21 protein-coding genes, 1 tRNA gene and 1 riboswitch are annotated in these 21452 nt (G+C 68.3%); of the genes, 8 read left to right on the top strand and 14 right to left on the bottom strand.

From position 1 onward, the window contains the following. Positions 1-34 precede the first annotated feature (34 nt). Positions 35-137: riboswitch (glycine riboswitch) on the bottom strand. 180 nt (positions 138-317) lie between these two features. Beyond that, a complete protein-coding gene (ligM, locus tag AAHA49_RS13330) occupies positions 318-1724 on the bottom strand; it encodes a vanillate/3-O-methylgallate O-demethylase (RefSeq protein ID WP_137826222.1) in 1407 nt (468 codons plus the stop codon). Positions 1725-2010: 286 nt separating this feature from the next. Next, a complete protein-coding gene (locus AAHA49_RS13325; protein WP_342038619.1) occupies positions 2011-2421 on the bottom strand; it encodes a MarR family winged helix-turn-helix transcriptional regulator in 411 nt (136 codons plus the stop codon). Positions 2422-2600: 179 nt separating this feature from the next. Between AAHA49_RS13325 and AAHA49_RS13320 the strand changes: the two genes are divergently transcribed. From AAHA49_RS13320 to AAHA49_RS13295, 6 genes are all read left to right on the top strand, one after another. After that, positions 2601-2984, top strand: coding sequence for a Rieske (2Fe-2S) protein (locus AAHA49_RS13320; RefSeq protein WP_137826220.1), 384 nt, complete (start codon positions 2601-2603; stop codon positions 2982-2984). Then, a complete protein-coding gene (locus AAHA49_RS13315; RefSeq protein WP_342038618.1) occupies positions 2968-3339 on the top strand; it encodes a hypothetical protein in 372 nt (123 codons plus the stop codon). The genes AAHA49_RS13320 and AAHA49_RS13315 overlap by 17 nt, the downstream gene beginning before the upstream one ends. Continuing rightward, positions 3336-4532 (top strand): amidohydrolase family protein, encoded by a 1197-nt coding sequence (locus AAHA49_RS13310; RefSeq protein WP_137826218.1) that lies wholly within the window; start codon positions 3336-3338, stop codon positions 4530-4532. The genes AAHA49_RS13315 and AAHA49_RS13310 overlap by 4 nt, the downstream gene beginning before the upstream one ends. 90 nt (positions 4533-4622) lie before the next feature. Then, positions 4623-5741, top strand: a complete 1119-nt coding sequence (locus AAHA49_RS13305; RefSeq protein ID WP_342038617.1) for a 4-oxalomesaconate tautomerase — start codon at positions 4623-4625, stop codon at positions 5739-5741. Positions 5742-5840: 99 nt separating this feature from the next. After that, the gene (locus tag AAHA49_RS13300; RefSeq protein WP_137826924.1) at positions 5841-6719 is read left to right on the top strand and encodes an amidohydrolase family protein; all 879 of its coding nucleotides are present in this window, start codon (positions 5841-5843) and stop codon (positions 6717-6719) included. Between the two features lie 82 nt (positions 6720-6801). After that, the gene (locus AAHA49_RS13295; protein ID WP_342038616.1) at positions 6802-8295 is read left to right on the top strand and encodes an aldehyde dehydrogenase family protein; all 1494 of its coding nucleotides are present in this window, start codon (positions 6802-6804) and stop codon (positions 8293-8295) included. A gap of 188 nt (positions 8296-8483) precedes the next feature. Here the strand turns inward: AAHA49_RS13295 and AAHA49_RS13290 are convergent, their stop codons facing one another. Further along, complete coding sequence (locus tag AAHA49_RS13290) at positions 8484-8942, bottom strand: hypothetical protein (protein WP_483073342.1); 459 nt, start codon at positions 8940-8942, stop codon at positions 8484-8486. A gap of 204 nt (positions 8943-9146) precedes the next feature. Between AAHA49_RS13290 and AAHA49_RS13285 the strand changes: the two genes are divergently transcribed. After that, positions 9147-9220, top strand: a tRNA-Pro gene (locus AAHA49_RS13285). Between the two features lie 191 nt (positions 9221-9411). On the opposite strand, the gene AAHA49_RS13280 is transcribed toward AAHA49_RS13285, so the two are convergent. From AAHA49_RS13280 to AAHA49_RS13245, 8 genes are all read right to left on the bottom strand, one after another. Then, on the bottom strand, positions 9412-10656 hold the full coding sequence (locus AAHA49_RS13280; RefSeq protein ID WP_201672109.1) for a tyrosine-type recombinase/integrase: 1245 nt from the start codon (positions 10654-10656) through the stop codon (positions 9412-9414). After that, entirely contained in the window at positions 10646-10855 is a 210-nt protein-coding gene (locus AAHA49_RS13275) for a helix-turn-helix domain-containing protein (protein ID WP_201671069.1), read from the bottom strand. Before AAHA49_RS13275 ends, AAHA49_RS13280 begins: the two co-directional genes overlap by 11 nt. Beyond that, the gene (locus AAHA49_RS13270; RefSeq protein WP_236586870.1) at positions 10852-11445 is read right to left on the bottom strand and encodes a hypothetical protein; all 594 of its coding nucleotides are present in this window, start codon (positions 11443-11445) and stop codon (positions 10852-10854) included. The genes AAHA49_RS13275 and AAHA49_RS13270 overlap by 4 nt, the downstream gene beginning before the upstream one ends. A 151-nt stretch (positions 11446-11596) precedes the next feature. Next, the gene (locus AAHA49_RS13265) at positions 11597-12379 is read right to left on the bottom strand and encodes a hypothetical protein (protein ID WP_201671071.1); all 783 of its coding nucleotides are present in this window, start codon (positions 12377-12379) and stop codon (positions 11597-11599) included. An 81-nt stretch (positions 12380-12460) separates the two neighbouring features. Next, complete coding sequence (locus tag AAHA49_RS13260; protein ID WP_425547698.1) at positions 12461-14218, bottom strand: type IV secretory system conjugative DNA transfer family protein; 1758 nt, start codon at positions 14216-14218, stop codon at positions 12461-12463. Between the two features lie 44 nt (positions 14219-14262). After that, positions 14263-14730 (bottom strand): hypothetical protein, encoded by a 468-nt coding sequence (locus tag AAHA49_RS13255; protein ID WP_201671073.1) that lies wholly within the window; start codon positions 14728-14730, stop codon positions 14263-14265. Positions 14731-14868: 138 nt separating this feature from the next. Beyond that, a complete protein-coding gene (locus AAHA49_RS13250; protein ID WP_201671075.1) occupies positions 14869-15249 on the bottom strand; it encodes a hypothetical protein in 381 nt (126 codons plus the stop codon). Between the two features lie 86 nt (positions 15250-15335). Continuing rightward, positions 15336-15839: a hypothetical protein gene (locus tag AAHA49_RS13245; protein WP_201671077.1), complete on the bottom strand. Its 504-nt coding sequence runs from the start codon at positions 15837-15839 to the stop codon at positions 15336-15338. Between the two features lie 138 nt (positions 15840-15977). Here AAHA49_RS13245 and AAHA49_RS13240 point away from each other — a divergent pair, with 138 nt between their 5' ends. After that, complete coding sequence (locus AAHA49_RS13240; RefSeq protein ID WP_201671085.1) at positions 15978-16343, top strand: DUF6907 domain-containing protein; 366 nt, start codon at positions 15978-15980, stop codon at positions 16341-16343. A 348-nt stretch (positions 16344-16691) separates the two neighbouring features. Here AAHA49_RS13240 and AAHA49_RS13235 read toward each other — a convergent pair whose 3' ends face one another. The 3 genes from AAHA49_RS13235 to AAHA49_RS13225 form a co-directional block, all read right to left on the bottom strand. Next, the gene (locus AAHA49_RS13235; protein WP_201671094.1) at positions 16692-18170 is read right to left on the bottom strand and encodes an ATP-binding protein; all 1479 of its coding nucleotides are present in this window, start codon (positions 18168-18170) and stop codon (positions 16692-16694) included. A 31-nt stretch (positions 18171-18201) separates the two neighbouring features. Continuing rightward, positions 18202-19659 carry an SCO6880 family protein gene (locus AAHA49_RS13230; RefSeq protein ID WP_342038615.1) on the bottom strand — a complete coding sequence of 486 codons (1458 nt, stop codon included), beginning with the start codon at positions 19657-19659 and terminating at the stop codon, positions 18202-18204. 252 nt (positions 19660-19911) lie between these two features. After that, positions 19912-21297, bottom strand: coding sequence for a TrbL/VirB6 family protein (locus tag AAHA49_RS13225; protein WP_342038614.1), 1386 nt, complete (start codon positions 21295-21297; stop codon positions 19912-19914). Between the last annotated feature and the right edge of the window lie 155 nt (positions 21298-21452).

Raw genomic sequence — 21452 nt, 5'->3', positions numbered from 1 at the left:
GGGGTGCGACGAGGTGGCGGTCCTCCAGATATGCCTGCAATCGGTGGTACTGGGCCTGAGAGTTTCCCGGGGAGGGAATTGCACCTACGGCGCTGCACAGTGCTGATGCGGCTGCGCAGCTCTCCCACGTCATGTCTTAACGGCGTATGAAATTGTCCGCACCCAGTGTAGTGGCACAGCGCACTCGAGGACAACCGGCCCGGGCACGCCGAGGAGGGACCCGGCCCGCAGACCGAATCCCTCCCTCACTTCACCCGACGTCCCAAATGGGATGCGGCGCCGGGTCGCATTTGGGACGTCGGGTGAAGTTTGTGGGCTCAGCTCGCGGTGCGCCAGCCCTGCTGGTACTCCTCACGTGCGACGGCCGAGTACGGCGCCGGGCTGACGATCGCCCGGACGAAGGCCTGGTCGGTCGGCTGCACGGTGGTCTTGCGGCTGCCGCCGTCGGGCTCACCCCAGACCACGCGCACCTCGGCGCCGATCGGCACGCTCGGGTCGACGGTGGCCATCGACAGGCCCGTGCGCTCGTTCGCGGTGTAGCCGGTGAACATCGAGAAACCGACGACCTTGCCGTCGGCGTCGATGACGGAGTCGAAGTTGCTCGACCCGTAGTTCGCGTTCGGGAAGTCGAAGAACTGGTTGCCCACCGAATTCGGGTCGAGCAGCGATCCGAGCACCTTCGTCAGGTCCTCGGCGTTCCACGCGAGGGTGACCTTGCGGCGCTGGGAGTCGACATCGACCTTCTCGAGGGCATCCCTGCCGATGAAGTCGTGGTCGAACTTGACGAACGAGCCGTAGCCGAGCTCCCACGGGTTGAGGTAGTAGTCCTCGATCGAGTCGGAGACGAAGGAGCCGGCCAGGGCGTTGACGGCTTCGTAGCTGTCGGCCGGCAGCCACTTCCGGTAGGCCTCTTCGAACTCGCCGGTGTAGATCGCCGGCAGCGGCGAGGGGATCCACCCGGACTCGAAGGTGTTGCCGGAGTACGCGCGCATGCCCGCCATCTCGAGACCGAACTCGGCGCCGGCCTCGAGGATCGTCTCGCGGATGCGATCGGCGTCGGCGTAGGGTCCCCAGAGTTCGAGGCCAGGGGCGCCGGCCATGCCGTGGCGCAGCGTGCGCACCTCGGTGCCGCCGACGTTGAGGGTGCCCATGCGGAAGAACTTGAGCTTGTCGACCGGTCCGCCCTGGAGCTTCTCGATGACCTCCCAGGCCCGCGGTCCCTGGATCTGGTAGCGCCAGAACTCGCGCTTGACCTCGTGTCCGTAGGGGCGCGAAGGGGAACGGCGGTCCATCGTCAGGTCGACCTTGTAGTCCCCGTCCTCGGCGCGCCAGGTCAGCCAGTTCGCGGCCGGGGAGCGGCCGACGTAGAGGAACTCCTCGTCATCGAGGTGGAAGAGGATGCCGTCGCCGATCACTCCGCCGTTCGAGGCGGTCGGCACGTACTGCTTGGCGGCGTTGACGGGGAAGTTCGCGAACGAGTTGATCGCCGTGTCGGAGAGGAGCTTGAGCGCGTCCGGTCCGGCGATGCGCAGGCTGTCCATGTGATGCGACTGATCGAAGAGGACCGCGGCGTTGCGCCACGCCTCCTGCTCACGCCGCCAGTTCGTGAATTCGGAGGGGACGACGGGATAGATGTACTTGCCCACCTGCGAGTTGCGCAGCAGCTCGACGGTGCTTCCCGCTTGGTCCATGACCTCTTGGAGGTTCTGCGGTTTCGTTGTCATGTTCAGCCTCTCCCTGGCACAGTCGACGTCCCGGCCGACCCGCAGAGGGTGCAGGTGCCTGAGACACGGTCCCGGCCCATCGACGACGCCGAGGCGGCGCTGCGTCTGCGCGTCCGCCGGCTCAGTCCCCGGTGACCAGGAGGAGCACTCGCCCGTTGCGAGGTCTCCCACTCGTCACGCTAACGACCGCGTCACAACATTGTCAATCATTTTGTCAACAATCTTTGGGAACGCTTCGACCCGGACCGGGCCGGCTGGATCCGGCGGCAGCCGTCGGTTCGGTCGCCTATTCGCTGCCCTCATCGGCGACGTAGCTGATGAGCCTGAGGAGTTCGCGCATCTGCGACTCGCTCACCGGCGCGAAGAGCCGGCGGTTGATCTCGATCGTCACCGGTTCGAAGTCGGCGACGAGCTTTCGTCCCGCATCGGTGACGAAGAGGAGGCGGCGCCGGCGATCGGACGGCACGACCTCGCGGCGGATGTTGCCGGTGGCCTCGAGCCGGGAGAGCACTCCGGCGAGGGTGGCCTTGTCGATCTCGAGGAGTCGGGCGAGCTCGACCGGTTCGATCCCGGGCTTGCCGACGAGGGTGCGCAGGGCGACGAACTGGACCCGCGTGATCGGGATGTCGCCGGCTGCCCACAGCTGCGCATGCCGCTGCTGCATGCGCCGAACCAGGCGGAAGAACTCCGGATACATCTGATCTCCGTGGGGCACCCGGTCATCGTAACAGCTGCGAATTTCACGCAGACCCTTGCCATGACGTCGATCGTCTGTCTACGATCGTTCGTACACAAACAACATCGCGGGGCGCACTACCCCACTCCGCGATGGCAGGCAACGAAGCCGACCGCCTCGGCGGCCAGAGAAGGATGACCATGCCAGCAAAGCAGATCCGTCGAGTCAGGGTCGCCCACAGCGCCGACCTCAGCAACGGCCGCCGGCTCATCGTCGACATCGGTGAGAGCACGATCGGCCTCTTCCGCTTCAAGGACGAGGTCTACGCCTACGCGAACACCTGCCCGCACCAGGGCGGACCCGTGTGCCAGGGGCTGCTGACACCGCGGGTGAAGGAAGATGTGCAGCCGGACCGGACGGTGACCGGAATGCTCTACGACGTCGACCGCCTCCACATCGTCTGCCCGTGGCACGGCGCCGAATTCGACGTCACCACCGGCCGCCACGCGACGACCGACAAGCTCAGACTCCAGCCCTACACCGTCACCGAAGAGGAAGGGGAGATCTATGTCGACCTCCGCTGAGACCACCACCGCCGCGGCACCCGGGGCCCCGAAGACGACGCGCACGTTCGCCGACATCTCCGCGGACCTGCACGCCTACCTCGGCGAACTGCTTGAGGGACGCGTCGACGCGATCGAGATCGAGGATCTCTTCACCGCTCTCGCCGACCTCACGACCCTGTACACGAAGGCGGCGGCGACGACGCCGACCGGCCAGCTCGACATCCCCGGCGAGAAGTCGACGACGACGGACGTGCTGCGGCTCGTCACCGCGCTCATGCGCTCGCAGGACATCAACCCCTTCGATCTGGCGCTGTGGTTCTCCCGCGAGAACCCGGAGAACGCCGACCACGACGACGAAATGCTCTCCCTATGAGCGAGACCAAGGTCGAACTCCACCCGACCCAGCAGATCACCGTAGCCACCGACTCCCGGGAGATCCTCGCCAATGCCCGCAAGGATACGGCGAAGTTCGGCCTCGACGACTACTTCATCGTCGACGTCGACTCCCACCACGTCGAACTCGACTCATGGCCGGAGATCATCGAGAACATCGAGGATCCCGTGCTCCGCGACGTCGGCCGCCGCCACCTCGCCGACTGGCCGCAGGGCGAGACCGCGCTCTCGGCGTTCACACCCGGCCTGACCTTCCAGGACGTCGGCGGGCGCATCCCGCATCAGGCCCAGCTCGCCGAATACGTGCCGCCCGGGGACAACCACCGCGACGTCACCCTCATCCAGCGGGCCATGGACTCGATGAGCATCGACGTCCAGGTCGTCTTCCCGCAGCCGATGCTCGAGATCGGGCTCCACCCGAGCCCGGAGATCGGCCTGCAGCTGATGAACGCCTACAACAAGTGGTTCACCTCGACCGTGCTCGGCAAGGACCCGCGGATCAAGACGATGCTCGGACTCCCATTCGAGAATCCCGCGGCCTCGCTCGAGACGATCCGCCGCTACCACGACCACCCCGACGTCATCGGGTTCCTCGTCACCTCGCAGCGGCACGTCGGCGTGCACAACAACGCCTACATCCCCGTCTACGCCGAACTCGAGCGCCTGGGCATGCCCATCGGCTTCCACGCCGGACCCTCGTGGGGCGACACGATGACGAAGACGATGAACCGCTTCCTCTCCGTCCACGCGATGTCCTTCGTCACGTGCAATATGACGCACCTGACGAACTGGATCATCAACGGCATCCCGGAGCGCTTCCCCGACCTCAAGGTGATCTGGATCGAGAGCGGGCTCGCCTGGCTGCCGTTCATGATGCAGCGCCTCGACCACGAGTACGTGCTGCGGACCTCAGATGCGCCGATGCTCACGAAGCTGCCGAGCGAGTACATGCGCGAGATGTACTACACCTCGCAGCCGCTCGAGATCACCGACGACGCCCTGCTCAAGTCGACGTTCGACGCCATCGACGCCGAGAACACGCTCATGTACTCCTCGGACTGGCCGCACTGGGACTTCGACGTGCCGGGACGGATCATGCACATCCCGTTCCTCTCCGACCAGGGCAAGCGCAACATCCTCGGCGAGACCTCCCGCAAGGTCTTCAACCTCTGAGACCCCTCGTCCCGGCGCCGAGGCTGCCCCGCCTCGGCGCCGGGATGAGATTCACAAGCAATGGTGAACAATAATGTCTACAATGCTGTCATGAATGCGGACACAACGACGTTCCACTCACTCGCCCCGCTCGGGGTGCCCTGCATGATCATGCGCGGGGGCACCTCGAAGGGCCTGTACTTCCTCGCCTCCGACCTGCCCTCGGATCCGGGCGCGCGCAATGCGCTGCTGCTCGAGATCATGGGCAGCCCGGACGCCAGGCAGATCGACGGCCTCGGCGGGGCGACGACGCTGACGAGCAAGGTCGCCGTCGTCTCCCCCGCCGGCGCGGGGCACGACGTCGACTACCTCTTCCTCCAGCTCGGCGTCGATCAGGCGACGGTGAGTGAGAAGCAGAACTGCGGGAACATCCTCGCCGGGGTCGGCCCGTTCGCCGTGGAGCGGGGCCTCGTGGCCGCCTCGGGTGAGCAGGCCCGGGTGCGCATCCGCATGGTCAACACCGATTCGTTCGCCACCGCGGTCTTCCCGCTGATCGGCGGCGTCCCCGACTATCGGGGGCAGACGATGATCTCAGGCGTGCCGTTCCCCGGTGCCCGGGTCGACCTCGACTTCGAGGACATCGCCGGGTCGAGCACGGGGGCGCTGCTGCCCACGGGCCGTCCCGTCGACGTCATCGACGGCATCGAGGTCACGCTCATCGACAACGGGATGCCCGTCGTCGTCCTTGCAGCCGCCGACCTCGGGGTGAGCGGCCGGGAGGCACCCGGGACACTCGAGGACGACACCGTGCTGCGGGAGCGCGTCGAACGCCTCCGCCTCGAAGCGGGACGCCTGATGAACCTCGGCGACGTCTCGCACACGACGGTGCCGAAGATGGTCCTCGTCAGTCCGCCGACCGCCGGCGGCACGGTCTCCACCCGGTCGTTCATCCCCCACCGCGTCCATGCCGCCATCGGGGTCCTCGCGGCGGTCTCCGTCGCCACGGCGACCCTCATCCCCGGCACCCCCGCGGCAGCCCTCGCACAGACTCCCACCACCCCCGCCGAGGCGGCCCCGGGCAGCCCCGCCCCCATCGTCATCGAGCACCCGACCGGCACGTTCTCCGCCATCGTCGACGCCGACTGGGGTGCCGGCGGTCTCGAGATCCGTCGCGCCGGGATCGTCCGCACCGCCCGCAAGCTCATGGACGGAACGGCCTTCGGCCGCTGAGTCCGAACCGCCGCAGACCCGAGAGCCGCATACCTGACCGCCGCGGACCCAAGCCACCACTCGTCACCCGCACCGCCGGACCACAGCAGAGGAGCCGATATGACCGATGCCCCCACGATTCCCGCCCCCGTGCGCAACCCGCACGCACCCACCGCGTTCACTCCTCCGCCGCTCTCCGTCGACGCCCACTGCCACATCTTCGGCCCCGCCGCGACGTTCCCGTTCGCGCCGAACCGCTCCTACACCCCACCGGATTCCGGGTACGAGGACTTCCTCGACCTCCAGTCCACGCTCGGCCTCGAGCGGGCCGTGTTCGTCCAGGCCAGCTGCCACGGCACGGACAACTCCGCGATGCTCGACGCCATCGAACGCGGTGAGGGCCGGTTCTCCGGGGTCGCGATGATCGACGATGCGACGACCGATGCCGAACTCGACCGCATGCACGAGGCCGGGGTCCGCGGCATCCGCTTCAACTTCGTCGCCCACCTCGGCGGGAGACCGGACCTCGAGAAGTTCTGGCGGCTCGTCCACCGCGTCGCTCCGAAAGGCTGGCACATCGTCCTCCACTTCGATGCGAAGGACATCCCCGACTACACGAACCTGCTGGCGAACATGCCCACGCCCTACATCATCGACCACATGGGGCGTGTGCGCACCGGCGACGGCCTGGACCAGAAGCCCTTCGCGACCCTGCTCGACCTCCTCGACGACGACCGGGCGTGGGTGAAGATCTCCGGTGCCGAACGCCTCAGCGCCACCGGGGAGCCGCCGTACTCCGATGTCGTCCCCTTCGCTCGCGAGCTCATCGCGAAGGCCGAAGACCGCATCCTCTGGGGCACCGACTGGCCGCACCCGAACGTGCGCCACATGCCCGACGACGGCGACCTCCTCGACTTCCTCGCCGAGATGGCCCCCGATGCGGCGACGCGCGAGAAGATCCTCGTGACCAATCCGCAGACGCTCTACCCGTTCCACTGACCCCTTCTCGACCCCGTCCATCCGCAGACCGACCGCACCACACCCACCGCACCACCGCAACCATCACAGAGAGGTGAGAACCATGACCGCCACCACCGAGACCACGACCGTGCAGACCGACCTCTACATCAACGGCGAACACCGCAGCACGCCGGAGACGATCGACGTTCCCGACCCCGCGAAGCCGGGCCGGATCGTCGGGCGGGCCGCCTCGGCGAGCAAGGACGACGTCGCCGAGGCGGTCGCCTCCGCCAAGGCCGCCGCCGCATCCTGGGGCAAGCTCAGCGCCGCCGAACGCGCCGAGCACATGCGCACCGCGATCGCCGGGATCGCCGACGACCGCGACGAGGACGCCCGCATCCTCTCGCAGGAGAACGGCAAGATCGTCCAGGAGGCGTGGGTCGACCCGCTCGTCCTCGAGATCCGCTGGAACCTCGCCCTCGACCTCGTCGACGAGGTGGAGCGCTCGACGGTGCTCGACTCCGCACCGGGGATCCCCACCCGCACCGAGGTCGCGCACAAGCCGATGGGGGTCGTGACGATCATCGTCCCCTTCAACTGGCCGATCGCCATCCTCGGCGCCTCCCTGCCGCACGCGCTGCTCGCCGGCAACACCGTCATCGTCAAATCCCCGCCGTCGACCCCGCTGGCCACCACGCTCGTCACCCAGCGGATCGCGGAGAAGCTGCCCCCGGGCGTGCTCAACGTCATCACCGGCAAGGACGAGAACATGTCCGCCCTCATCCACAACGAGGACATCGCGAAGGTGAGCTTCACCGGCAGCGTCGGGGGCGGGAAGAAGATGATGGAGATGGCCTCCGGCAGCCTCACCGCGGTGGTGCTCGAGCTCGGCGGCAACGACGCCGCGCTCATCCTCGAGGACGCGATCCTCGACGACGCCCACCTCGATCGGCTGTTCTCCGCGATCTACGACACCGCCGGTCAGATCTGTATGAACGCCAAGCGCATCTTCGTCCACCGGTCCCGCATCGGCGAACTCACCGACGGACTCGCGGCCCGGCTGGAGAAGGTCCGGCTCGGCTACGGGCTCGATCCCGAGACGACGATGGGTCCGCTGAACTCGCCGAAGCAGAAGGAGTTCGTCGACGAGCTCATCGCCGAGGCGAAGGCCTCGGGCGCCGAGGTCCGCGAGTACGCGCAGCTTCCCGACGGGGAGATGAGCGGCGGCAACTTCGTCCGCCCGGCCCTCGTCATCGACCCCGACACATCGCTGCGCGTGGTCACCGAGGAGCAGTTCGGTCCCGTCATCCCGCTCATCCCCTTCGACGACGAGGCTGAGGCGATCGCCGCAGCCAACGACACGTGGGCGGGCCTGAGCGGATCCGTGTGGACGGCCGACCCCGAAGCGGCTCAACGGGTCGGCGGTCAGCTCCAGTGCGGGTACGTGTGGGTCAACGACCACGGTGCACCCCGGCTCGACCTGCGCGCGCCCTTCGGCGGAGTGAAGAACTCCGGGATCGGCCGCGAACAGGGCATCGAAGGCGTCCGCGCCTTCCAGGAGTCCCATTCGATCTCCGTGCTCGATCCCGAAGTGCTCGCCGCGATGCAGCACTGAGGTTCGCCGAGGCGGGGCACCCGAGCCCCGCCTGCGGGCCGGCGCTCGGCTGGGCTGCGGACCCGCCGTCCCGGGCGCAACACGAATGGAGGGTCGATCCTCATCGAGGATCGGCCCTCCATTTCCCGTGTCAGCCCGAAGTGCCGGGCACAGGCGTCAGCACACCGCGCCGCCGCGCGGCCGCCCGCTCAGGCGTCGCTGGGCGGCAACCCGGCCTGCAGGCGCGCGGCGTCGAGGGTGTTGCGCAGCAGGGTCTCGATCGTCATCGGACCGACCCCGCCGGGAACCGGGGTGATGGCACCGGCGATGGGGGCCACCTCGGCGAAGGCGACGTCACCGCGCAGACCCGCAGGGGTGCGGTGGATGCCGACGTCGATGACCGTCGCCCCGGGCGCGACGAAGGCGTCGTCGACGGCCTCCTGCCGACCCATCGCGACGACGAGGACATCGGCTTCTCGCGCGACGGCGGGCAGGTCCGCGGTGTGCGAGTGGGCGATCGTCACCGTCGCATTGCGGTTGACGAGCAGCTGCGCCATGGGCCGTCCGACGAGCTCGGACCGGCCGATGACCACGGCACGCGCACCGTCGAGGTCGATGCCGGTCTCGTCGAGGAGGGTGATGATGCCGCGCGGGGTGCACGGCCGCAGCCCCGGCTCACCGCGGGCGAGGAGGCCCGTGCTCTGCGTCGTCAGACCGTCGACGTCCTTGACTGAGGGGTTAAGTGGGTTTACCCCGCTCTGGTCGGCCCGAACAACTGAAAATCCATGCCACGGGCTGTGGCGCAGCTTGGTAGCGCACCTGACTGGGGGTTAAGGGTGCCAGAGGCCGCAGTCGCACGAATAATTGAACAACGGGTTGTGGCGCAGCTTGGTAGCGCACCTCACTGGGGGTGAGGGGGTCGCAGGTTCAAATCCTGTCAACCCGACGTAAAAGCCCAGGTCAGAGCATGTTTCTGACCTGGGCTTGCTTCGTTTTTGAGGAGCCCGTTCGAGATCCGGCGTGGCGTCCCGCGAGTCTGCTCGTGCGCGACGCCCGAGCCTCGCTCGCGGCGCTGTTACCACCAGCCGGGACCAAACCGGGACCAATCCGCCGGGTGGAGGCATCCCGCGCCCTCGTTCATCGGCAGGGCGCGGGCGGATCGGCCTTGCCGCGGCCGCGCGTGCGAGTCTCGGGTTCGGGCTGATCGGCATCGATCTGTTGGGCGTCGAAGAACGCGTTGGCGAGGTCTGCTGCCTGGAGGAGCTGGCGGTTGTCGGGGTGGAGGTAGCCGCGGGTGGTCTCGAGCGACTTGTGCCCGAGGATCTTCTGGAGCACGTGCAGTGGGATGCCTGCGTCGGCCATCCAGGTGGCCCCGGTGTGGCGCAGGCTGTGCCGGGTAAGGTTTGGCTCGTCGAGGCCTGTGACGAGGTCGTCCCAGCGGGTGGCATCGCGCACGGTCGCCGTGGTGAGCACGCCACCGCGGGGTCCGGTTACGAGCCGCTCCTCCGGTTTGCGGCCTGTGGTGAGGCGTTCGAGCACGGGTTTGAGGGGCTGCAGGATCGGGACGTGGCGGATGTCGCGTCCCTTGGTCTGTTTGGTTACCAGGCCTCCGACGCCGGGGCTGGTTTGGCGGCGGATGGTCACGATGTTCGTGTCCCAGTCGACGTCACCGACTTGGAGGCCTGCCACCTCGCTGCTGCGGCCGGCGAGGAGGGCGGCGAGCATCACGTAGTCGGAGTAGCACTGGTGCACTTTGGCGCAGGCGCCGGCGAGTTCGTTGAGTTTCTCCAGGTTCGGCAGCGCGTAGGAGCGCGGGGAGACGTCTTCGGTGAGGTCTTGTGCGGTGCGTTTGCCGAGGCTTCGGCGGGAGCGGTTGCGGGCGGGGTTGCTGGCGATGATCTCGTCTCGTACGGCCTCGTCGAGGATCCGTACCAGCGGGGCGACGCTGTGCTTGATGATCGAGCTGGAAAGCCCCTTGTCTTCCCAGCTGTCAATGGTGCGATCGATCATCCCCGTGGTGATCGATGCGACGGGAAGGTGCCCGAGGGAGGGTAGTACGCGCAGGCGCATGCCGATCTCGTAGCCCTGTACGGTCGAGGTTGGGTCGAGGCCGCGTTTCCACCGGTCCTCGATCTGTTCCATGTAGTCCGCCAGCGTCGTGGTGAGGTCGACACCGAGTACGGCCGATCGCTGGAGCTGCTGGAAGAACTCCTCGGCGGCTTCCTCGTCGGGCACCACCAGTGCTCGGGTCTCGCGCTCCTTGGTGAGTGGGTTGGTCCAGCGCGCACGGGCACGGATCCCGGAGCGGCGGTGTTCCAGGTCCGTGGCGAGCTTCACCCCGATCGGCGGGATCGGCGGCTTCTTCTTTTCCTCATTGTTCATGGGCGTGCTCGATCTCGCGCAGCCAGGCATCGAGCGCGTCACGCCGGTAGCGGATGATGCCATCCATCTGCAAGAACGGTGGCCCTTTGTGCTCGTTGCGCCACCTCGACAGTGTCGACTCCGACACGTTCAGGTACCCTGCTGCGACGCGGCTGGTCACCAGCGGTGACACTGCCGGGAGCGCGTCGGTGGTGTTCATGACGACTGGTCCTTCGGCTCTCCCTCGACGATCTCGCGCACGGCGGCGTCCTGCTCACCCTGGCGAGCCTGGACCGCGTGGGTGACGAAGGCGACGAAGTCCTTGCTGCGATTGGTGACTGGACGCTCGCTGGTGTCCGGCGGGGTGAAGTCCTCAGCCTCGCCGCCGGGCCATTCGGTGATCCGGGTCGCCCGGTCCCGATCGAGGCGAGTCCCAGAGGTCGAGACCCAGTCGCGCAGGCGCTCCCGGGCGGCGGCGAACTCGGCATGCCAGACCACACCCATGTTGCCTTTGGCTTGCTGGTCGTAGCAGGTCAGCCATTGCTGCCGCAGTGCCGAGAGCTCCCAGAGCAGCTCGGGGTGCCGGTGCCACATCGGAGGAATGATCTGGGCGGGCAGCCCGTACTCGTGTCGGAGCCAATCCACGAAGGCGTTCAGATCGAGCAGCTCCTGCTCGAGATCCTCCGGGGAGAGGGTCCGCCAGTTGATGGTGCGTGGCACCTGTCCGAGCTGGGTGCGCAGGTCTTTGGCGTATTCGGCCTGCACCATGCGCCGCACCTGCTGCAGCACCTCAGGGGGCAGGCTCTCCATATCGACAGGCTGGTCAGGTGGGTCGGGCTGTGTGGGGGTGGTCATCGCGGTTCTCCTGGATCGAAACGGCAGCAAAAAAGAGGGGGCGCGGCGGTCAGCCGCAGGCGGCTGAGGGGCGCTGACCGCCGCGCCGGTACATGGGGCCGGTGGGTTATCGGCCGACCGGATCGTGGGAGGGCTGCGTCGCCGTGTGCTCTGGGGTGGGCTCGGCGCTCACCTGTGCCTCGCGCTGGGCGAGGACCTCGGCGACCTGTGCCTGTACTCCGGCAGAATCGGCGACAGCTCCCGCCGCCGGCCCGCCTTCGCCGACCGCCGGCCCACCGGCTGACAGCCCCTCCACGGTGTCCGGGCCGGCATCCGGACGCTCCGTCACCTGCTGCGCGCCGGGCTGGGCTGGTACTGCGTCGGGCGCGGGAGTCTCTGTCTCCGTGGCCGGGGTATCGACGGTCTGCGTCTCGGCCACCGTTGGGGCGACATCGGCCGCGGTCTGCGCCTCCACGCCCTGCTCGGCCTGGGCAGCATCCCGAGCCGCATCGCGGGCGGGTCCTTCCTGGCCGGCTGCATCGCGTTCGGGGCCGCGCCGCTCGACGGTATAGTCGGTGACGTTGCTGTTGTGCCCGATACCGCGGGCGTGGAACCGCTCACGGGTGAATGGCTCCCCGTCGCGGTTGGTCAGCTCGGTCTCCTCGGCCTTGCCGATCGCGATGAACACGTCACCCGAGCGGTACTTCTCGAACGCGCGCTGCGCCGAGGCGCCGAACATATCGAGGTTGGTGTAGTGCGGCTCGTGCTCGACGATCGTGCCATCCTCGAGCACCTCGTCGGTGTTCAGCGCGACACGGGCGGTGAAGTAGTGCGAGTCGTTGCGGGTCGGCTTCAGCGTCGGGTTGGCAGTGAAGTAACCCTCCACCGCGGGCGTGGTCGGCATCGCCATGATCTGGTCCTCTCCTCAGTGATGCCCAGGCCAGGTGCCGGGCTACCCGACAGGTAGGACCCCGAACCAGTCGCCACGGGCTCAGGCGTTGCCGGCGTGGAGGAGCTGCTCGACCTCGCCCCGATTGGCTTTCAGCTGCGCCGCGTCCGGCCGCGCGGTCCAGGGCCGCAGCCGGGTGATGATCGGGCGGGCGGTGCGCAGCATCACCACCCCCGTCCCAAACGGCAGCGTCCGCAGCACCTCCGGCGGCATGATCGACACCCGCCGCACCGACCGCTGGTTGGAGTGCGCCCCGTACGCATCGGTCGTCACGGAGTCGGTCTTCTCGTCTCGCTCACCGATCAGGGAGGCCAGATCCTGCAGGTCTTTCGAGTTGCTGCCGCCGCCGAGGAGGATCTTCACAATGCTCGCGTCCCAGAGGGCGTTGGCGTTGTTCTCGCCCCATTTCTCGCGTGCCTGGGCCAGGCTCTGCAGCACCGGCAGGCAGGTGATCCCGGTGCCGCCGCCCTCGGCCATGAGCACCGGCAGTGCAGGCAAGGGCGCGAGGTTCCCGATCTCATCCAACGCCAGCAGCAGGGGCGGGTCCATGCGCGACCCCGCGGATCTTGCGGCGATCTTCCGGCCGGTCTCGACGAGATCCTCGATGAACGCCGACACGAGCGCCGCCGACGCGCCAGCTCCGGCGCCGGTGGCGAGCAGATACAGGGTGCCGTTGTTTCGGAGGAACTGCTCCGGGTCGAACACCTCGTCAGGGTCGGGCGAGACCGCGTCAAGCACGCGCGGATCCGCCAGGCACCCGAACGCTAACGACACGCCTTGCCATATGGAGTCTCTCGTGCGTGGATCGGATTGGATCATCGCCTCCAGCGACTCGGCCCATCCTTCGGCGGCGTCGGGGTGTGTGGAGAGGATCTGCACCGCGTCCGCGGCCGCCGACGGGCTCAGCGACCACTGATAGACCGCTTTGGAGTCGCGTCCGTCGAGGGCGGCGGCGTGCAGCATCGTCTGGATCGCGGCGGTCGTCTTCCCCTCCCAGAACCCTCCGTCGGAGACCCCGCCGAACCCGGATGCGGAGGAGAGACCCTTGGCGCGGATCATCGCGGTGAGCGGGTCAGCGCAGCCTCGCACGATCGACCACCGCATCCCCGCCGGCAGCCCCGGGGCGAGGTGCTGCGGGTCGAACACAGCGACCGGGCCGCTCTTCTCCCTGGCTTTCATGGTCGCGGTGAGGTTGTCGGGGCGGGTGCTGGTGGTCAGCACCGCACCGGGTGCGTCCAGGATCGCGTTGATGACGACGTTCAAGCCTTTCCCGCTGCGGGGCGGGCCGACCAGCAGCATCGAGTCCTCGACGGTCGCCCAGACCTCGCCGCCGTTCGCGCTGCCCAGCAGGTACCCGACCTGCTGGGGCTGGATCTTGCCGTCGGTGAGTGAGGGGCGCAGCGTGCTGGCACGCTTGAGCAGTGCCTTGCGGGAGGCGACGCGGGCGACCTCGCTCGCCGTCGCAGTCCCGGCGAGGTTATGCACGCGCGCCTGCTCCTGGTTGCGCTGCACCAGCCGCCGCATGAACCACGCCCCCACCCCAAGACCGGCGAGAACAAGGAGAACGATGAGCCAGTACACGAAAGGATTCAGCCCTGGCGCTCCGATCGCCTGCCCCGGGGTGAGGGGCTGGGCGAGGACGGCGAGGCCAGAGGCGGGGCTGCCGGTCGGGATCGGGTGGCCGGTGAGGATCGCTGCCGCGTTCCCGGCATAGCGCAGCAGCATCGCAAAGCCTGCGAGGATCGCGAGGCCGGCGAGGACGAGACTGACGAGCTGGTCGTTCGGTGGACGGTTCTGCACGATTCACCCTTCCTGCGCCACAGCCTGGTGCTGCAGCGCACCGGTCAGGTGAGCGGGCGAACCGTCACCGTCTGCGAGATCCGCCCGACCAGCACCACCTCCGCGCCACCCCCGCCGGGCAGCAGGGCCGGATCGACCAGCAGACTGGCAACTCCGTCACCGTCAGCCGAGGTGTGGCGCAGGACCACCGCAGCAGCGACCGCCTCCCCAGGCGTGAAATCGCGCCCGCTGATCTCCACCAACCCAGACGCGTCCGCCTCGCCCTCACCCTGATCCTCGGAGGCAGGCTCCTCGTCTTCGTCGGGGGTGTGGGGTGGGTCGAGGATGTCGACGAGGACGCGGCCATCGGCTTCGCGGATCTCCAGGCGGGTGGGGACGCCGAGGTCGGCGACGAGGCGGGCAAGAACCTGCCCGAGATCAGTGCGGGCGACCCGCTCGGCAGTGTCCTTCGCCCCGGAGACAGTCACCAGCAGGTGATCGCCATCGGCCTCAGCGATGATGACCGGCAGCACCGGCGGCACCTCACCCGCCCCCGCGGAATGAGAACCGTGGCAGCGTCGCCGTGGCTTGTGGCGCGTCGGAGCGGGGGCATCTGCAGGAGTGTTCTTGCGTCGTTTCACACCCCTCCAGGTACGCGCCCCGACCGGCGATCAGAGGAGCGCGCTGAGTACGAGCAGCATCGCGACTGCGACCGCGATCCCGCCCACGAACCAGCCCGCGCCGTCACGCCCCCGCACTCCGGCCTCGAGCGGCTCATCCGAGCGGTGCTCGACTGCCCTGGCCCGCCAGTTGACGGGACCGGAGGCATCGGGTGTGATCAAGGTGTGCCAGGTGGTGCCCGTATGGTCGCGGACCTCGACATCGATCGGCCCGCCCAGATGAGCGGCGATCTCCCGCGCGGTCTGCTCCACCTCCTCCACCCGTACCGGCACCGCCTGCAAGGTGATGCCGTCGATAGTCGCGATCATCCACTCCGGCCCGTGCGCCAGAAACCGCACCCGAGGCGAGGACATGCTGCTGTGCTGCGTCATGCCCGGTAGGTACGCGAGCAGACAACTCCATCCGAGCCGCACATCCCGGATGGGCTTCACCACGGTACCGACCAGAGCCGCTGCGGTCATTCCGCGAGGGGGCGGCCTTGGTCCCTGTGCTGTTGCATGGTCGTTTTCAGGGTGAGGGACTGCCGTGTCGGGTCGCTGCCGATAAGCTCATGCACAGTCTTCGCCCATTCCTCAGCAACGGTAAGAAGCTCGTCGACGTTGGCGCAGTCGACCTGACCGCCGGTGACGGTGACCCACTGGTACTGACCATCTTCCGCCGCTCCGCCGACCTGTGAGCGCCACTGCCAAGCGCTCGGCCATCGAGAAGCCTCATCCGATCCCTGTTGATCTGGATCCGGGTAGCGCTCATTGATCAGCAGCCGGGGTGAGAGGCTATCGACGGGATACAACGCATACGTCCACTCGATGTCGCGGTCATCGTCGGTGAGCGGCTCATCACGATCGTCAAGGTCGATGTCCTCGTCGAAGCGCTGCTGCAGACGGCGCAGACCGACATCCAGGGCCACCACGCGCCAGGGCACCTCGGGCCGGTACTCGCTGAGGCCATCGAGATCACTCATGTCCACCAGGTGCGCACCCGTTCCTGCGCACTGGCCTTGGCTGCAGGCTGGTGGTCGCCCGCGCTTAGGGGATGGCTTTTCTGGTGGGGATCGGGCTGTATGTGTGCTCCAACATATTCACCGATCAAGGAGTCCCTGATGGAACCCACGCATACCGTCCGTCCTCGCCCTGCCTGGCTTACCGAGTCGTGCCCGTCGTGGTGCAGCGGCGACCACGACGGCCAGAACTATCCGGTGGACCGGCTCCACCTCAGCTCGATGACCACCATCCCGGTCATCGAGCGCGTGCGCATCCGCGACGCCGAGACGACCCAGATCATCCCGCAGGCCGAGCCGGTCGAGGCGACCGTGGTGATCGTGGTGATCGTGCAGATGGTCGGCGACCGTGACGTGTGGATCGCGGTCGGCACCGAGACCCAGCAGCTCGAGGTCACCCTCGAAAGCGCCCGCCGCGTCCACCACCACCTTGCCCGGCTCCTGCGCGGCCTCGACACCTCCAGGTAGCGGCTCCTCGGCGCCGGGCCAGCAGATTCTGGCACGGCGACCCTGCCTGTGAGGGCCTGGACGGTCACGAGATCACCGCAGCCCTGGGATACCGGGTATCTGACACGGCGAGGGAGGCGAGTGCGATGGAGGAGCGGTCGTCACGCGGTATACGAGGAGGTCTGGGGTAAGCATCAACGCCGGAGGAGGACTCCACGGGTCTGAGGCCGGAAGCAGACCCCTGAAGATCAGCCTGCTCATCCGCCGCCCGATCATGATCGCCATCATCGTTCTCGCCACCCTGGACAGCGGCGTTTCCCTATCGCCCGGCCCGTCGGTGTCGCCTGCCGTCGGCCCGAAAAATCGCCTCTAAACCAGGCGGCTACGGGTATCAAACAATTCCAGCTCAGCAGCCGCCAGTTGATGTTGAACCAGGTAGGCGTGCTCACGGATGCGCCACAGCCCCTGTCCAATACCCAGGCCCGGCAGCAAGGCCTGCTCCGTGCCGGTGAGACCGAGCGCGGCCGCGGCGCTGGAAAGCTGGTCGGAAGCTTGCCTGTAAATCACCCTGATCTCGGCGTTCGCCAGCAGCGAGTTCGCGAGCGCTCGCATGGCGGTGCCTTGGTCACCGACGGTCTCCAGATCGCTGATTTTGTGGAAGATCAGGACGTTGCTGATCCCCAGGTGCCGGGACATGCGCCACTGGGCGTCCATGCGCTTGAGCAGTGCGGGTTCGGTGAGGATGCGCCAGGCCTCGTCGTAGACGACGAGACGCTTGCCCTGGGTCGGGTCGAGCAGGGAGGCTTCCATCCAGGCTGAGGCGCAGGTCATGAGCACGGAGATCAAGGACGCATTCTCGACGACCTTGGACATGTCCAGGCTCATCATCGGCAGCGACGGATCGAAGTGCACGGTCGATGGCCCGTCGAACAGGCCGCTGAGGTCGCCGGCGACGAGGCGGCGCAGGGCGTGGCCGACGATGCGGCCGTCCTCGGCGGTGAGGTCCTCGGTCTGCGAGGGGCGGGGGTCGAGGAGCCGGTCGACGACCATCGGCAGGATCGGCACATCAGCGTCGCGGACGCTTTGCTGCAGCGCCAGATCGATCGCGGTGTGCTCCAGGGCGGTCAGGTGGCGTTCGAGGACGACCTCGGCCAGCGCCCCGAGCAGGTCGCGGCGGCGGGAGGCGAGCATCTGCCCCCACATCTCATCGCTGGTGCCTGCGGGACGATAGCCCTCATCGAGGGGGTTGAGGCGGGCGCCGGAGCCGTGGGCGAGCTGGATCGCCCGCCCGCCGACGGCCTCCGCGACCGCTGAGTGCTCCCCTTTGGGATCGCACGGCAGGTAGACCTTGCGGCCGAACGCGATCGATCTCGCATACAAGGACTTCACGAGGGCGCTCTTGCCGGCTCCGACGATCCCGGCGATGGTCATGTTCGGGGCGGTGATCACGCCTTGCCGGTAGAGCTCGAACGCATCGAACACGAACGACCCGCCGGAGTACATGTCCTGACCGATGAGCACCCCGTTCGATCCGAGCCCGCCCTCGGCGAGGAAGGGGTAGGCGCCGCGTAGCGCGGCGGAGGTGTCCTGGTGCGGGCGGGCACGAAACCGCCGCGGCGTCCTGAGCGCCGCAGGCCCTGCTTCGCCCGCACGCGGCAGATAGTGCGTGCTCCGGGCCTCCTCCCGTTCGAGGCGGGCCTGCTCGTCGGCGGCGCGCTTGCGGTCGGCGGCGTCCTGGGTGCGCCGCTTCGTCGCGGCCTTCTCCTGGGCTTTGCGGGCCTTGCGGGAGGCTTTCGCGGTGCCGGTCAGGGCGCTGGTGTGCAGGCGGCGATGCTCATGCGGTGGCATCAAAAGGCTCCTATCTACTCGGGTTCGTGGGTTAGAGGCCGCGGCACAGCGGCAGTGCTGCGGCCGCGAACGCGCTGGCTTGCTGTCCGACGAGGCGGCGGGTCTCGCACGAGGCCTGGACCGCGGCCTGCTCGATCGCGGAGACGGCGGCGTCGAGCTCGTCGCTGGTGGGGGCGGTGACGGCGATGAGGCCGGTGTAGCGCAGGGAGCCGTGGCCGGAGACGAGGTCGGCTTCCTGCTGGAGGACGTCGTCGAGCTCGGCGGACTGGGTGGCGTCCTCGATCTGCCCGATACGACGGCGTTGCGCCTGGTCGGAGATGTGCTCGGTCTTGCGTTTGCGGACATCGCGGGCGGCCTGGTCTGCGCGCAGCGGGTCACACAGCAGGGTGAACGCGCGCCGGATGCCGCCGGCGAGGATGATCGGTGCGAGAAAGCCGGGGTAGGTGAGGCTGCGGGGCCATTCGCTGATCCACAGCACTGTGTGCCAGCCGGAGTCGGTGCGCAGCCGGTCCCAGAACTCCTCGACCGCGACCGGCCCCGCAGAAGCGAGGTCCTCGCCGAGGCCGCCGGCCCGGTCGAGGGCGACGGACACCTCGGGGTCGTAGGCGCCGCGCAGCATGATCGCCAGCTCGCCCGACCCGTACCAATCCGAGGGCTCGAGGTCGGCTGCCCTGAGTGCGGTGATGAGGGTGCGCATCTCCTGCCGCAGCACCTCGGCGGCACCCTTGAGTCCGCGGCCGGCGGTACGGATCTGCCGGGCGGCGGCTTTCATGTCCAGGCTCAGGGAGATGGTGGAGATGTGCCGCTCGCCGGCGGGTCCGGCCTGGTCGATGAGGGCCTTGTAGGTCTCGGCCACCCAGGATCCGTCGTCGGAGCCTTGCTCGGCCCACCACTGGGCGAGCCCGGATCCGGAGTCGGGGATGGCGCGCTCGAGGACCTGCAGCCGGCCGATCCGTCCCGACCGGCACCCGGTGGCCAACACCCTGCCCCAGGCCTGGACGCGGCGCTCCTGCTCGCCGGGATCCAGCAGCACGAACGAGGAGTGCTTCACCTCCAGCAGCACCGTCAGCGTCTGGGCGTGCGGGTCGTGCACCATCACCGCTTTCGTCACCGGATCCGCATACTGGCGAAGCGCCGCCGCATCCCCGGGCAGCGCGAGGGTGCCTGCGGGCCTGGGGCGGGTGATGCGCGCCCGGTAGCGGGTCTGGCCGAGCATCGACCGCCACACCCAGTGCACGCCCACGGGCAGCCATTCGACGATCGCCCGTCCGCCGATGGGGACGACGGCGATGAGCAGCGCCGGCGCCCAGAGTGCGGCGGAGTAGAGCAGGAATGTGCCGCCGGCCATCATCCCGCCGATGAACGCCGCCACCGCGAGTGCGAGGGTGAGCAATTGGGCCAGGGAGAGGCCGAGCAGCACGCCGCGCTTGGACAGGCGGGAGAGCTTCACCGGCGACAGGGCGCTGTCTGAGTCTGTGGCAGCAGGCATTTTCAGGGGGTTCCTTCCGAGAGCACGAGCCCCATCTACGGGGCTGGTCACGGAGGTCAGGTACGCGCCACGACCCCTCGCCCGCACCGGGGGCGGGCATGCGAAACGGGCAGCGGATCCCCGGGCCGGCACCGGCCGGGGTGGGTCGCCATTCCCACCCCGGGCCGGGGTATGTGGCCTGGGGGTCCGCCGCCCGTTCGAGCGGACGTCACCTCCCTTCAACGAGTCGCGGCTGAGGCTTCAACGGGCAGGTCAGCGGGTCGGGGGCGGCTCCGGCGGGTTCTGCCTCGGCGTCTGCTGGTCCTGCTGCGGGGTCTGTGGTGGGGAGGTAGGTGGCGGGCTCTGGGGTGTGGACGAGGGCGGCGCGGAGGCGCCGTCGGACTCGGAGGCCTGACCACCCTGCTCCTCGGCGGCGGCACCGACCGTCTCGCCGGTCTCCTTGCCGGCCCTCGCGGTCTCGGTGACCACGACCACCCCGGCCGCAGCCCCCGCTCCCGCACCGGCGGCAGCACCCCCGCCGCCTGCGGCAGCGCCGCCACTCCCACCACCGGCACCGGCACCGGCGCCGCTTCCGGCGCCGGCTTCGGACCCCTCGCCGCCGGTCGGCTTCGGGGAGGCCTGCGCGGGAGCCTTGCTGCCCTTGCCTTTCCCGCCGCCGTCCTCGTCACCGTCGAAGACCTTCTTCGGGCCGTCACCCTTGGGAGCGTGCGGGACGGGCAGCGGGCGGTTCACCGCCTGCTTCGCCTCCTGCTCCGTGGAGGAGAGGTGGTACATGTCCGCCCCGGCAAAGGCGAGGAGCTTGAACGCCAGATACGGTGCGAACCCGGCCACGAGCATGAGGACGACGCCGGCGATCGGGTCGGCGATGGACGCTAGATCCATATCGATCGGCGCACTGACTTGGGTGATCGCGACGAGGAATACCAGCACGACGATCAGTTTCGAGACGATCAGCGCGATCACAAACGACGCCCACTTCGCGAACCAGCCCCGGGTGACATCCCACCCGGCCCCGGCGAGGGCGATGGGGCCGAGGACGACGAGCACCAGGAGCAGGGCTTTCCTGATCAGAAGGCTGAACCACACGATCAGCGCGCCACAGATAGCGAGGAAGCCGAGGAAGATGGTGACGAGGATGCCGATGCCGGGGGCGGAGATGCTCGCCACGCTGAGCCCGACGACGAGGCCGGCGATCCGGTCGCCCATCTCCTCGATCGTGTTCCCGGAGGCGTTGATCAGGCCCAGGGAGAGCTGGTCGGTGATCTCCAGCAGGGTCGCGGTGATCGTGACCAGGATGAACGCCCCGAGGATGGATTTCGCCATGCCGGTCGCGGCCCGGCCGAGGGCGCCGGGCTCTCTGCGGATGAGGCCGCCGATGAGCTGCAGGCAGAAGAACGCGAAGGTGAGCAGCACCGCGATCCCGAACACCATGTTGTAGACGCCGAGGTACTCGTCACTGGTGATGTCGACGAGGGTGGTGGTGTGGAACAGCTCCCAGATGCCCTCGAACATCCACTTCGCGGTCTCGCCCATCGCCTCGGCCATCCACTCGAACGGCGCGATCACGACGCTGGCGACGGTGTCGCCGGCGACGTCGCAGACGTTGCTGATGATGGGGATATCGCAGATGCCGGCCATGCCCGGTCTCCTCTCACTCGATCACGAGTCGTTGTGGGCGAGCCCCGTCGCAGTCGGCAAGGGGGTGCGCGGTCGTCGGGGCGCCAGGCAGGGACGCCGTCCGCATATGCCAGGTAGGTGGTCCAGATGCCAGCTCGGTGACATCTCGGGCGGCG

Origin of the sequence: Brevibacterium ammoniilyticum (assembly GCF_038429965.1) — a bacterium.
GTDB classification, from domain to species: Bacteria; Actinomycetota; Actinomycetes; order Actinomycetales; family Brevibacteriaceae; genus Brevibacterium; species Brevibacterium ammoniilyticum.
Note: the sequence above shows the minus strand (reverse complement) of the source record. Positions and strands in the feature narration are given on the sequence as shown.